The organism is Streptomyces sp. NBC_00104, from assembly GCF_045160825.1.
Lineage (GTDB): Bacteria > Actinomycetota > Actinomycetes > Streptomycetales > Streptomycetaceae > Streptomyces.
Genome location: NZ_CP108215.1, coordinates 1 through 13,474, shown reverse-complemented (window position 1 = coordinate 13,474; position 13,474 = coordinate 1). Strand labels below are relative to the sequence as shown.

The 13,474-nt window shown below is 68.8% G+C and carries 10 protein-coding genes and 2 pseudogenes; 1 reads left to right on the top strand and 11 read right to left on the bottom strand.

Annotated features, from left to right (window positions below; translation table 11 throughout):
- Nucleotides 1-74: 74 nt before the first annotated feature.
- The 10 genes and pseudogenes from OG272_RS00060 to tap all read right to left on the bottom strand — a co-directional run.
- Nucleotides 75-347 (bottom strand): annotated as a pseudogene (locus tag OG272_RS00060) (IS5/IS1182 family transposase); the annotation flags it as partial.
- A 309-nt stretch (nt 348-656) separates the two neighbouring features.
- A complete protein-coding gene (locus OG272_RS00055) occupies nt 657-1,856 on the bottom strand; it encodes an IS30 family transposase (protein ID WP_327726190.1) in 1,200 nt (399 codons plus the stop codon).
- 169 nt (nt 1,857-2,025) lie between these two features.
- Nucleotides 2,026-2,310, bottom strand: a pseudogene (locus OG272_RS00050) (DDE-type integrase/transposase/recombinase); the annotation flags it as partial.
- Between the two features lie 19 nt (nt 2,311-2,329).
- Nucleotides 2,330-4,684, bottom strand: a complete 2,355-nt coding sequence (locus tag OG272_RS00045) for a tyrosine-type recombinase/integrase (protein ID WP_405892062.1) — start codon at nt 4,682-4,684, stop codon at nt 2,330-2,332.
- Nucleotides 4,678-5,733, bottom strand: coding sequence for a tyrosine-type recombinase/integrase (locus tag OG272_RS00040; RefSeq protein WP_405895966.1), 1,056 nt, complete (start codon nt 5,731-5,733; stop codon nt 4,678-4,680). Before OG272_RS00040 ends, OG272_RS00045 begins: the two co-directional genes overlap by 7 nt.
- Before the next feature lie 72 nt (nt 5,734-5,805).
- Nucleotides 5,806-6,174: an IS3 family transposase gene (locus tag OG272_RS00035; protein ID WP_405892061.1), complete on the bottom strand. Its 369-nt coding sequence runs from the start codon at nt 6,172-6,174 to the stop codon at nt 5,806-5,808.
- Nucleotides 6,175-6,266: 92 nt separating this feature from the next.
- Complete coding sequence (locus OG272_RS00030) at nt 6,267-6,554, bottom strand: transposase (protein ID WP_327726189.1); 288 nt, start codon at nt 6,552-6,554, stop codon at nt 6,267-6,269.
- Between the two features lie 35 nt (nt 6,555-6,589).
- A complete protein-coding gene (locus tag OG272_RS00025; RefSeq protein WP_327726187.1) occupies nt 6,590-7,108 on the bottom strand; it encodes a TniQ family protein in 519 nt (172 codons plus the stop codon).
- Between the two features lie 214 nt (nt 7,109-7,322).
- Nucleotides 7,323-7,880 (bottom strand): telomere-protecting terminal protein Tpg, encoded by a 558-nt coding sequence (gene tpg, locus OG272_RS00020; protein ID WP_327726186.1) that lies wholly within the window; start codon nt 7,878-7,880, stop codon nt 7,323-7,325.
- A gap of 91 nt (nt 7,881-7,971) precedes the next feature.
- Nucleotides 7,972-10,089 (bottom strand): telomere-associated protein Tap, encoded by a 2,118-nt coding sequence (tap, locus tag OG272_RS00015; RefSeq protein ID WP_327726185.1) that lies wholly within the window; start codon nt 10,087-10,089, stop codon nt 7,972-7,974.
- A 158-nt stretch (nt 10,090-10,247) separates the two neighbouring features.
- Between tap and OG272_RS00010 the strand changes: the two genes are divergently transcribed.
- A complete protein-coding gene (locus OG272_RS00010) occupies nt 10,248-10,433 on the top strand; it encodes a hypothetical protein (RefSeq protein ID WP_327726184.1) in 186 nt (61 codons plus the stop codon).
- 93 nt (nt 10,434-10,526) lie between these two features.
- Here the strand turns inward: OG272_RS00010 and OG272_RS00005 are convergent, their stop codons facing one another.
- Entirely contained in the window at nt 10,527-12,893 is a 2,367-nt protein-coding gene (locus tag OG272_RS00005; RefSeq protein ID WP_328222102.1) for a Helicase associated domain protein, read from the bottom strand.
- Nucleotides 12,894-13,474 lie beyond the last annotated feature (581 nt).

The window sequence follows — 13,474 nt, the reverse complement described above, 5'->3', positions numbered from 1 at the left end:
CTCGCGCAGGTTGTCGGCGCGGGCTGCGGTCTCATCGTGTTCGGTCTGCAGCAGCCGCAGGAGTTCGCTGGCGTTCACGCGGCCGGCTCCACGTCGTCCCGCCCGGTGGGGGTAGGGGTGGTGAGGCGGCGGAGCATGCCGGCGGTGGAGGCCCAGTAGACCCGGTAGGCCGCGATGTCGGGTCGGTGATCGTAGTTGCGGGCGAGGCCCCGGTGCAGCATGAGGGTGCCGTTGACCTGCTCGACCACCCACCGCTTCGGTTGCGGGACGAAGCCCTTGCCTTCGTCGTCGGGGTTGCGTCGGACCACCTCGACGGTGATGTCCTTCACCGCCCCGTGGATGATCACTGGTGCGGTGACGCTGACTGGAGAGTACGGAGCGCGCCGCCGCCGCCCGGGCCAGGAGGCGCTCGCGGCCACCGACGCCGCACCCACCGCCGAAAAGCCAACGCCATCCTCAAGACCTGGCGCGCGAGGATGCGTTCCGCCCGCGCCGCCGTCCGCCGCATCACCGGCCACAGCATGCGTCGCGGCTGGATCCAGCTGAACGCCTCGCTGACGGCGTTGTCGAAACAAGATCCGACCCGGCCCATGGACTGGAAAACGCCCAGCTTGCGGCAGGACCGGCGGAACCTCCGCGAGGCGTACTCGGCGAGTTCAACCAGTCGTTGCAACACCGGGCTGTTGCAGCGAGCGTAGCTGCTCTTCGAAGACCTCGGCGGGTGTCCGCCAGCCGAGGGTCTTGCGGGGCCGGTTGTTGATCGCCATGGCGACGGCTTCGAGGTCCGTGGACGACCACCGGGACAGATCGGTGCCCTTCGGGAAGTACTGACGCAGCAGCCCGTTCGTGTTCTCGTTCGTCGGTCGTTGCCAGGGTGAGTGGGGATCGGCGAAGAACACCTTCGTCCCGGTATCGATGGCGAACTGGGCGTGGCCGGAGAGTTCCTTTCCGCGGTCCCAGGTGAGGGTTTTGCGTAGCTGCTCGGGCAGCTGCGTCATCGACGTCGTGAGCGCCGCGTTCATCGCGATCGCGCCATAGCCCCCGAGTGAGGTGCCGTTCTTCACGGGCGGATTCTCGCCCCAGCCCTCGAGCCGGGGCAGGTGCACCAGGAGCGTGGAGCGGCTGCTGCGCTCGACCAGCGTGCCGATCGCGGAGCGACCCGTCCCGATGATCAAATCGCCTTCCCAGTGTCCGGGGACCGCGCGGTCTGCGGCCTCGGCGGGGCGTTCGCTGAGGATGACGTCCGCGGTGACATGCCCCTGCGGTTTGTTCTGTGACCGTGCACGGGGAGTCCGCAGCGCCCGGCCGGTGCGCAGACACGTGACCAGTTCCCGCTTGAGCGCGCCACGGCCCTCGATGAACAGCGCCTGGTAGATCGCTTCGTGGCTGATGCGCATGGACTCATCATCGGGGAAGTCGACATGGAGACGGTGCGAAATCTGCTCCGGGCTCCATGCCGTCGCCCATCGTCTGTCCTGCCGGTGCGGCTTGTTCAGCCCTTTCCATGCGGGCGTCCTGGGCCCGGCGACGATCGTGTTGTCGGGGCGGCGGACACTGCCGACGAGCCGGTCCTGCACGTACTCACGCAACCTGTCGTTGCCTGTGAGCTTCGCGGTCCTCGGGCGCTTGGCGGCCTGCTGTGCTTTCCACTGGGCGACCGTCGCGCGGTACTCCTGCTTGCCGCCGCGCGTGGCGGCGTTGCGGCGCAGTTCGCGAGAGATCGTTCCGGGGTCACGCCCCAGGGCGCGGGCGATCTCGCGCACGCCCTTGTTCATCGCCCTGAGGATCGCGATCTCCTCGCGCTCCTCGAACGCGAGGTACCGGCCCGTGGGCTCGGCCAACGAGATCGGAGGCATGCCGCCAGCGTGACGAAACCACCTCGCACCCACCGGCCACGACACGCCGACCGCCAACGACGCCTCCACCGTCGTGACCCCCGTGGCGATCAGCCGCCAGAACTGGCGCTGCACGACTCGAGACGGATCAGGCCGCCCCGGCGAACGCATCGCCGGCCGCAACGCACGATCAGCGCGCCACTGCCGACGCCGACCCTCCGGAACATCGCTGGTCTTCAAACTCCAGTCCGCCGTGGCCACGTCGCACACCTCCGAGATCAAAGTGTTGCGACGACCAGTTGAATCCACCCTCGCTGCCGCGGTCCGTGTGGAAGATGACGCCCCGCACGTTTCCGCCGCGGGTGGCTGCGGCCATGTGCAGGGCGGCCACGACTAGGCCCGCGTCGTGCCGCTCTCCCATCGCGTAGCCGAGCAGGCGGCGGGAGAACAGATCGATGACCGTGGCCATTCTGTGGAATCTGTGACCTGCGACTTCAGTTCTGGGAGCTTTGCCGGACTTCGATGATCGGTAGCAGTTGGGCGGTGATGGGTCCGCTCAGCTCGCGGGGGCTCGGGCCGGCGGGTGTGGGGGTGTCGGCGAGCCGGTCGAGGAGGGAGTCGAGGGCTGCCTGGCCGTCGTCGACGGCGGCGCGTTCGTCATCGGTGAGCGGGATGGAGACGAGTATCCGCTGCAAGTTGGCTTTGGCTTCCAGGAGTTGAGCCCGGCTGGAGTCCTTGGGCGTGTAGAAGTCACAGCGTGCGCAGGCCATGCGGTGCTGGCACTGCTCGAAGAAGCTGTAGGTGCAGTAGCCGTGGCCGAGATCGTAGTGCTGCCAGGGCTCGCCGCCTGCGGCGGCGCCCGAGGCGACCGCGTCGCGGTCGACGAGGACCTCGATGGTCCGCAGGTTCCGGGAGAAGTATCCGGCCTCGGTGTATGCCCTGGTCAGCGTGTTCGGTGTGATCTTCGCGTAATGCTGGGTGCTGGTCGGGCTGCGGTGCCCGAGCCATGCCTGCAGTTCGAAGAGCGTCATCGGCTCCTTGGCGTTGTAGAGCTGGCTGGCGATGGTGGAGCGTGCCCGGTGACTGGTGATGTTGCCGCGGACGTCGGCGGTGGGCACTCCGGCCTTCTCGCAGAGCGAGGGGATCAGGGTGCGGTTGATGTAGTTCTTCGCGACGGGGTGGGCCCGGACGGAGAAGAGCAGGTCAACGCGCTCGTTGGTCTTGGCGTCGAGGCGCTTGGGCTGGGTGGGCCGCTGGGCCTGCCAGGCTTCGATGGCCTGGCCGACGATCGGGTCGACGGGCTTGGTGAACGCCGTACTGGTCTTGTTCACGGGGACATCGAGGAGGCAGACAGCCTGTTCGGCCAGGACCTCACGGGAGGCACCGTCGATGGGGTGTCCGTCGTGCTGCCAGCGGACGCAGCCGACCCGGAGCCGGGAGATCTCGTCGCTGCGCAGGCCGGAGAAGAGCCAGGTCAGAGCGAGAGCGCGGATCAGTTCCAGGGGGTAGTAGCTGCCCGCTGAGGTGCCGGGGAGGTCGCTGGCCTGGAGGTTGAGTCCGGCCCACAGCAGTTTCGCCCAGACCTCGTCGGCGATGACGCGAGGGTCGGTGGAGATCAGGGCGGCGATCGTGCGGGGCACCGCCAGGGCTCGGTTCGTGTCGAAACGCCTGGGGATCCATTCCCATTCCTGCAGGTCGCGCAGGAACGTGCGGGTGCCCATCAGGATGTGGGATTTGGTGCGTGGGGCGATCGGGTCGCCGAGACGCTCGTGGAGGTGGTCGGTGCGCTGGACGTAGTCTCCGACGGCCATCTTGTCGACTGCGGCGACCCAGTTCGCGCAGGTCGACCGCGTCCAGTGGGCCGGATCGACGGCGTCGGGATGTTCGGCAGCCAGCCAGCGGCCGGTCTTGGCCATGTTCGTACGGATGTTGTTGCGAACGGCCGTGGTGAGCGTGGAGGTGTCGTACCAGCGTTGCAGATAGCCGGCCCACGGCTCGGGCACTCCGGCCAGGCCCGGAGCGTGGTTGAAGCCGGGTCGGACCGGGACCCGGCAGTGCCCGAGATCGGCCAGGACCTTCTGCAGTGCGTAGAACCCGGAGGCATAGCGGGGGCCGGTGGCCGGGTGGGCCTGCAGGCGGGCGAACGCCTCGGTGGTCAAGTCCTCGAGGCGGGGGCTGCGGTTGATCAGCAGCGCCTGGGCCAGCACTCCGGGCAGCCGGTAGCGGCCATCCTCGCGGCTCTGGCTGCGGTAGCCCCAGCCCTCCGAGACCTTCGCGACCTCGGCCATCGCCGTCTGCAGCATCTGTGGCCCGAACAGCAGCTCGGCCAGGTAGAACCGGTTGAAGTAGCCCAGGTGCTGGTAGTCGGTGAAGCCGCCGAGGAGATGGGCCAGGGCGATCAGGAACGGGCGGGTTGCGGTGTCCGTCGGCAGTGGCTGGGCTGTGCGGAACGCGGTACTGCCGGTGGAACACAGCCCGGCCCAGTCCCAGGGCGTCCACCCCCACCAAGAACGGTCCAGGGTGCGGCAGTTGGCCAGTACGATCGCCACGGCCTGGGCTCCGGCCCGGCGGTGGCTGACCTCACCGTCGTGGTGCAGGACGCCGCGGGCCTGGTCGAGAGGGTCCACCAGCCGGGTCAGGGCCCTCCAGTGCACGGCGGTCCGACGCGGAATCCCGCCGTGAGCCCGCTGCCGGCGCAAGGCCCGCAGGTCCATGGCCGCCAGCGCATCCCGCTCCCGGCCGAGCAGCTGCGGACGGCAGTCGAAGCCGTCCAGCGCGAACACCCTCAGCCGCTGCGTCCCCACCTCGGGTGTCGAGATCAGCGGCCTGACCTGGGACGGGATCACCACGGGGACCTTCCCGCAGTGGTGAGTGTCTCGACCCGCCAGGCGTGCAGATGCGACATCGAGGCGTTCAGTCGGGCGGAGAGCTCCCGGCCCGAGAGGTGGATGTAACGCAGGGTCGACTCGGTGCTGCGATGTCCGGCGAACGAGGCGATCGCGTGCACCTCCCAGCCCATCCGGGCCAGATCCGTCAGACACAGGTGCCGCGTGGTGTGCGTGGAAAACCGTGTCACCTCCGCGGTGAGCGCGATCCGGCGTACGACCTTGGACCACGTCCACAAGGTCAGTGGCTGGGCCGCGTTGCGCCGCGACTCCGACAGGAACAACGGCCCCCGCGCCCGCGACAACGAAGCACGGTGCCGCAGATACTCGCCGAGCAGCACGCCGGTGGACGCCGAGTAGGGCACCACCCGTTCCTGACGCGTCTTGGTCGTTTCCGCCCGCACCCGCAGTGTGCGGTGGGCCGGATCGATGTCGTCGGTCCGCAGCGAGCACAACTCCTCGCGGCGAAGCGCCGAGTCGTAGGCGAGAGCCAGCATCAGCCGGTTGCGCACCGGCTCGGCCCGGAAGACCTCCAAGATCCGCAACCACTCGTCCTCCGACGGGATCCAGGGCAGCTTCACCATCCGCGGCACCAGCCCCCGCGCCGTCCCGCCACCGGTCCGGCCGGGGGTGTAGCGGCCGCGGCCCACCGGATTCGACTCCCGCACGCCCTCCTCGACGAGGAAGTCAAAGAACAGCCGCACCGGCACGAGCCGCTGCTGCAGGGTGGCGTTGGACAGGCCCGCTCCCGAGTCCAGGGCCAGAACGTTCGCACCACCGCGACTCGGTCGTGTCCTCAACTCCCGTACGAACGCGGCAACATGGACGCGACTGGCCGCCTCCGGGGCGATCCCCTCCCGCTCACAGACCAGCAGGAACTCACCCAGTCCCCGGGCATAGGCGTCGATCGTCCGAGGCGCCCGCCCCAGATCCGACCAGATCTGCAGCCACTCGGCCGCCCGCTCATGCCGCCCCAGGACCGGCCACTTCTCCGACAACACCGTCACGGACACGTTCAACGCGACACTGGCACCGTCGTACCGCCCCGGCCGTAAGGTCCATCCGTCAGCGTGATTCCACGTAACTTATAGATACACCTTGCCCTCGCCGGTCTCGATCTCCGTCATGTCCCCGCACCACACCAGGTCGGGCGCTTCGGCGGTGAAGTCCCGGTTGACGAAGTCCGGGGCGGCCGGTCGTCTTCCCGGCCGGGTCAGTCCGCGCCGGTGGCTGACCTTGCGGGCGACCAGGCCGAGTTCGGCCATGAGCTTGGCGATGGTGTTCACCGAGACCCGCCAGCCCTGCCGCACCAGCTGGATCCAGATCTTCGGCGAGCCGTAGGTGCCACCGGAATCGATGAACTCCTCCCGTACCGCCTCGGCCAGCTGCCGACGGCGTACTTCACGCCGGGTTGGCCGACGGGTGCGGTGCTTGTAGAACCACGACTCGCTCACGCCCAGGGCGCGGCACGAGACTCGGTGCGAAATACCGTGCTCGGTCCTGAAGTCGCTGATCACCCCGACCACTTGGGACGGGTCCGCCACGGCTACTTCACCCACGGGACCATGCAGCGTTTGAGGACATCGCGCTCCATGACCAGTTCCTTGTTGTCCCGCTTGAGCTGGGCATTCTCCCGCCGCAACCGCTCCAGCTCGTCACTCCCGCCGGCCGGCGCCGTCCCTGCCCGGCGAGCGCGCGAGACCCAGCTGGCCAGCGTGGTCTCGTTGATGCCCAGATCCTTGGCGACCTCGGCAATCGGCTTCCCGGTCTCCGTCACGATCCGTACCGCACCTTCACGGAACTCCGGATCGAACTTCCGTCGCTTCTCCGCCATGACTCCCAACTTCCCCTGCAGTCACGGTCTTCACGCTACGAGGGGAGGGACAGGCGCAGATCGAGGTGTTCCAGCGGCTGATCGGCGTCCGCGTCCAGCAGCCAGCGCCCGTGCTTATGGCAGACCCGATGCCAGCGTGGCAGGTAGCGCACCGCTCGCAGTGCCTGCCCGGTGCGCCGCGCGGTGCACAGCCGGCAGCCGAACGCGGCCGGACCCGCCATCGTGCCCGCCGCCCGCCACCGTGCCTGTGCCACCCCGGCCTCCCGGCCGGTGCTGATCTTGGGGTCGTCCATGGTGAAGGCAGGCAAAGCGCGCGCCAGTACCTTGGGCTCCACCCTGCACAGCTCGGCGAGCACACCCCGCCCGGCCCCGTTGAGGACGACCTCCGCGTCCGCCCGCGCACCGCCGCCGTCGTGCCGGGCGGGAGAGTTGCGGCATGTCCACAGCCGCAGCACACCGGCGGTCGGGAGACCGTAGCGGGCCGCCACACGGCTGATCAACGATGCGGTCAGCTCCCCGGCCAGCGGCACGGTCCGCAACACGCCCGCTGCCACACCACACCCCCGATGCCGTTTCCTGCTCCTGCTCAGTGCCAGCCCCCCACGCGCCTCACAACCAGCCTGCGGGCCCCTGCCTGGGTGGCTCGCGTCCGGCGGGCTGGCCGGGTTCCGAGGGCCGACTGCACAAGGCTAGAGGCCACCTCCCAACTTGCCGCCCTCGTCCGCCGCTGAGTCACAAAGCAGGTGTTGGCCTGCGGCCAGCGTCACGTCAGTAGTCGAGGTCGAGGTAGTCGATGTCGTTGAGGGTGACGTCGGAGAGTCCTGTGGCGCGGGTTCCGCCGTCTTGGAAGTAGATCTCTTTGAATCCCTCGGCGATGATCCCGCGCATCTGTTGGTCGCTGGCGCCTGTGTTGCGGGCGTCGAACAGGCGTTGTGCGTACGCCGGGGGGAGGTGCACCGTCAGGCGCCGGAATCTTCCGTCGTCGGTGGTGCCGACGGGTGCGGTGTACCCGAACCGGGCCCGGGTCTCCACGGTGATCCCGGTCGCGGTGGCGGCCTGCTTCTGTCGGCGCTTGCGGACCTGGGGCTGCCAGCGGGTCCGTACGGCAGCGTCGATCCGTTCGGCGATGGCGCGTGGCGGGTGCTTGCGTTCGCCCTTGCGGTAGCGCTCCACCGACCGCTGGCTGACCCCGATCTCCTCAGCGACAGCCCGGGTCGTCTTGAGCTGCTTGATCAGGTAGCCGATCTGCCCTTTGAGTGTCTTGGGCGGCTGGCGGGTGAAGGCTTCCCGGTCGGCGCGTTCGATGGCGTCGTCGATCTCTGCCACGGCTCAGCCCTTCTCGACGGTGGGGGCCTGGCCGCTCGTGTCGGCCGGCGGGGTCCGGGTCGTGTGCGTCGGGCCGGTGTCGGGCACTGGCCTACTCTCCTTCGTCGTGGACGGCGTCGCCGCCCTTGATGTGGCGGGCGGGGTTGTGGCCCTGTTCCATGAGGTCGACCGCCCAGAGCATCGACTGGACGCCTTCGAGCTTGGCCAGGCCGGGGGTGGGTCCGAGGCGGAACCCGCCGGGCTGGGGCTTGCCCGATGCGGCGTAGGGCAGGAAGTCCAGCGGGCTCTCCCCTGGCGAGGGGTAGACGACGCAGTCGGAGAGTACGGCGAGCGGGTACAGCCCCGTCATCGTGGCCATGTTGCGCAGTTTGCGGTGCATGTTGACCCGTGCTTTGGAGATGACGGCGGCGCGGATGTCGGGGCGCCAGGTGGGGCGTTGGAGGGCCGGCCACCGTTCGCCCTCCTTGTATTTCTTGCCCTGGGGGCGTTCGCGCAGTTTGCCGATGCCGCCCTTGACGGTGGCCTTGATGGCGGCCAGCACCGCCGCCATGGCCGGGTCGGTGTCCTTGTGCCGCTCCATCGCCGCCAGGAACTGCACGTCCGTGAGTTCCTTGGTGACGCCGAGGTCGGCGAGGGTGTCGATGTACGCCTCCTTGAGGCGGTCGTGCCACGGGTCCAGGTAGGCGCCGGTCTCGCGGCGCAGGTACCCCTCCAGGGGCTGGACGTTGTGGCCGAGTTCCTGGGCGTAGGCGACGGTGTGTGTCTGGTACCAGGCAGGTCCGGTCGGCCGGGTGCCGTCCGGGGTGAACGGTGAGGGCAGGCGCGGGTCCACCTCGACGTGGGACAGGTCGACCAGCCAGCTCCCGGGGATCTTCGGGTTGAACGTCGGGGCGTGGAAGTGGTCGGGGCCGGACAGGCCGACGACCAGGCGGGCCGCGGCGGCGAGGAACGCCGTGTTCAGGTCCAGGCCGACCGCGAAGGGCAGTGTGCACTCCTCATCGCTCAGCAGGTCCACCGGCCGCACCCACTGGTACGCCTCCTCGTTCAAGAACCCGCCGCTCCAGCCGCTGTCCACGACGACCGGGTGCTCGGGGGTGGCCTCCGGCGGCGCCGGGTCCATCGGCTCGGTGCCAAGGCTGCCGGGGTTGTGGCCGGGCACCCAGTTCCCGCTCGCCTCGTCGCGCACCGCGCGGGTGGGCGGGCGCAGCGCGGTCATCAGCTCAAGGCCCGATACGGCTGTGGAGCCGCGCGGGGTGATGACCCGGGTCGCGTACACGCCGAGGACGCGGGCGACGTCGGCCGGCTCCATCTCCGCCACCCCGGGCCAGGACCGCTCATCGAGCGCGTCCCAGGACAGGATCGCGAGCTGCACGCACTGCCGGTCGCGGCCCTGGGCCTTGCGGTAGATCCTTGCCCACGGGCCGAACCCGCGCTGGGTGAGCCGCCACTTCGCCTTCACCACCTGTTTGACCACCGGGTGATCCTCGGGAAGGCGCAGGGAGCGGCGCTGTTCGTGGCCTTCCAGGCGCTCGGGCAGTCCGAGTTTCACGGCGGCTGCGGCGGTGAGGACGATCAGCGGGTCGGAGTCCTTGCCGTAGCGGTTGAGCTTCGCGGCACCGAGGCCGGACTCGCGCAGCGTCCACTCCACCAACTCCGGAACGGTGGCCGCCGGGCAGTCCAGCACGATCCCGCCCGTGCCGTACGCGCAGCCGTCACCGTCCAGGACCGCGAGCGGGCCGTGCGGGAAGCGCGGATCTGCTGCCGGCTGCGCCGCCCTCTTCGTGGCCGGACGCCGCGATGCGGTGGCGGGCCGGGGGGTGGCGGGGCGTGCCGGCGCCGCAGCCGGAACGGCGGAAGCCTGCGGGGCCGGGGCATCTGCCGTCTCCGCCCTGGACGCACCCGGTTCGGCAGACGCCGCAGGCACGGTCGCGGCAACCGGAGCTGTCGGAGCTGTGCCGGGGGCGGGGTACTTCGCCGCCCACCCGTTCAGCAGCCGCTGGTAGGCATCCAGGCGCGGCGACTTCGGCTCGCTGCGGCCGTTCTCCCAGTTCTTCACCGACTGGGTCGTCGTCTTCAACGCGGCCGCCAGGCGGGCCTGCGTGATGCCGGCGGCCTCACGCAGCCGGGCACGCTCCGCCGGTGGCGGCAGGTGCGGCTCCTCGTTCAGCAGAGCGTCAACGGACGCGAACAGCTCTTCCTCGGATGGCATGACCCTGCACCCTTGCTCCAGGCAGTCCTTAACCACAAACTTATCCCACTCCTTAACCTTTCTGCGCCCATTCCAGCGCGGCGGGTGCGGTGAGTTTGCCGGCGGTGAGCTTCGCGCAGCGTGCTTATGGCCGTCGGGGGAGGGGAAGTGTGATCGCCATGACGAGCGTGATGCAGCACTACGGTCTGCTGTGGACCGACCCTGACGGTGCCCCGCAGGCGTCGGCCGGCAGGTACGACAAACGGTCGGCGAAGTGTCGCCGCACCGAACTCAAAGCTGTGGGCTGCACACGTGTCGAGATCGTGCCGGTCAAGCCGGGTGACGTTCCCGAGCCGGTTTCCTGAGCGAAGCGGGGACGTAGACAGAACTCTGCGATCAGAAGTCCCGTCCAGCAGCCCCCCGCCACGCAGCGCGTCGACCAGCCACTGAGCCATCCCTCAGTCGAACAGACCGAGGTCCGCGAGCAGCTGGCGCCGCGTATCGGGCAGCGAGTCTCGCCTGCTGCGCATGTTGCTGCGCCATACCCCGAGTCGGACCTCGGTTCCGTCTTCCAGCCACTCTGTGTGCCCGCGTGGGACGGTCACGGTGCCGGTGCGGGCTCTGTACTGCGCGAGGGCCGCGACGCCCCGCTCGAACGTCGTAGAAGCCCTTGCGGGCTCCTCCGGCTCCGGGGCGAGCGGTGTGATGCCGAGCTGCTCCAGGCGCTCGCGCTGTCCGTCGGTCAGGGCCTGCCAGACTGCCGGTTTCCGCTGTCGGGCCAGCCATTTCCCGATGTCCATGCCGTGGACGGTGAGGCCGGGCAGGACGTCGGCCTGTCCGTCTTCGTCGCGTACGAGCTCGCGCAGCGCGGCGTAGTGCCGCTGCCACTCCGCCGGCCACTCCGGGTTCCAGTCCTCGTCCACGGCCTCCAGCGCCGCCTTCCACTCAGGGTGTCCGTCGAGTGCACCTGGCCGCCTCAAATTCGCGAGCCACATCCCCAACGGCCGGTCGAGCATGGTCGCGGGCCGGGGCGCGCACAGCGTCCAGTGCTGGTCGTAGTAGGCCTTCGCGGCTTCCAGGTTCTCCTGGAACCGCTCATCGGCCAGGGACCACACCATGCCCAACTGCTCGAGTCGCCTCGCGCGCTGGCCGGTCATCTGCCCCGCCCCGTAGGCCCGTCGTTGTTCCGCGACCCATTGTCCAAGCGGTGTCGCGCCCTCGCGGTGTCCGTAGGGCACGCGGGCGTGCCGCTCCCGTTCGGTGAATTTTTTGAGTGCGGCCCAGCCGCGGGCCCAGTCCTGGCGTTCGGTGTCGATGACGTTGAAGGACACCCAGTCCGCGACCATCACCGGATCCCTGGGGGCGGCGAAACGGAGCAGCAGCCGGGATTCTTCCTCGCCCTCCTCCGGCGCGACACCGATGTTCACGGACGGCTGCGCGACGTCTTTCTGCGGCTCCTGCGGAATCGCAAGCAACTCCACGGCCTCTTCGTCGTGAGCCCGTAGACCTTCCAATACCTTCACCAAAGGGCGATACGACCCCGAGGTGAACATGTCCTCCGGCTGCTCGCCCGGCTGGAGAAATACCGGCACGATCAGAGAGGCGAGCTTGCCCTGCCCGGGTTTTTGCCGGAGCGCCCGGCCGATGGCCTGGACGATGTCGTGCGGCGCGCCCTTGGGGTCCAGGAGGGCGACTGAATCCACGCTTCGAATATCGACACCCTCGCCCAGGACCCGACAGTTGGAGAGCACGGCCCGCTGCGCCGTGGTCCCGAACGAGCCGAGGACTTCCCGCCGGCGTTCGGGGACGTGCTCGCCGCACAGCCAGTTGGCCCAGATCCGCTTCGGGTATGTCTCGGGCTGGTCGGCGTGCAGCTTCGCCGCGACGCGCTCCAGGCCCTCGGCGTACGCCTGCGCCTCGATGGTGCGGTGGTGGAAGGTGATGCACGTCGACAGGTCGTGCTGCGCCATCGTGTGCAGCAACGCGGCCTGCAGCGCCCCGAGCCGCTGACCGCGGACCTCCTCGCTGTGCCGCTCCTCGCCCATCAGCCGCTCCGGCGTGACGACCGGGTCCTTCAGCTCCAGGACGATGATCTGGTACCGCGCCAACAAGCCCCGGGAAACGGCAGAGGCGAGCGAGAGCTTGTACAGGACCGGCCCGAAGACCCTCTCGTCGTCCATGGACGCCGCCATCTCACGCGGCAGCGGATCCCGCACCCCTTCCGTAACCTCGCGGTTCAGCCGCTCCTCCCAGATCCGCGGCGTCGCCGTCAGGTACAGCCGCCGGTAGGCCGGGATGACGCTCTGGTCGTGGATGTCCGCCCACGCCTTCCCCATTGAGCCACTTGTCCGGTGCGCCTCATCAACCACCGCAAGGTCTACTGGATCAAGCTTCTGACCGTAGACACCCTCGAAAGCCTCCGCCAGGACACCCAAGCTGGCGTACGTCGCGTAGATGGTCACCGGCCCCTGCCCGTGCCACAGCGCCAACTGGATCGGGTTCGTCGTGGAGCGCACCTTCAACGACCACAGCCCCGGATCGTCCTGGAGCGAACACACCGTCACCGCCGGCCCCTTGTGTCCAGCCTCGTGCCACGCCCTCACCGTCTGCGCCAAAAGATCCAGCGTCGGCACCAGCACGAGCACACGCCCCCTGGGCACAAGCCGCCTCGCCGACGCGGCAGCCATGATGGTCTTCCCCGTCCCACACGCCGCGTGCACCTGCCCACGAAGACCATTCCAGGGAATACCACCCGGCGGAACATCAAGACCCCGCACAATAGCGGCAACGGCCTCGATCTGGTGATCACGCAACTTCACGGCCATGCCCCGTGCTCTCCATTTCGCGGAATGCGGCGCGTAATAACAATTGGAATCCAAGGCGCAAGGTGCGCGACGGTAGGGGTGTAGCATCTGATCCCAGACTCTACACAGTCACGACTCGTGATGCATCACTCGCACACCAACTTCGCACCCGAAGGTGGCACAGTGACTCAATCTCACTCACGAACGGCCGGTTGCCCTGTATGCTGACAGGCCATTGGTGAACACGTCGGGACAGGTTAGACAGTGGGGGGAGGGGTTCAGGGTGGAGCGCAGCGGAACCCGTCACTACAAACGAGGCCGGCACTCCGTCAGGCCGACGACCCGTCACATCCGTTACAGAGGTGGTGACTGGGAATCCCAAGCCCTACACAGTCCCGCGCGCGATGCACCCACCCCTTACTGCCAGCCTCAGGAATCCCGCTTGCGGGATTCCCTCAATTCGCGCTGCGCGAATTGACATGCACTCAGAATTCCGCTTGCGGAATTCGATTCCCCCGCTTGCGGGGGAATCTGGCGGAGCGTCAGCGGAGCCACGCCCGAAGCGAAGCGGAGGGCGTCACTATGCAGCGCGCCAGCGCTGC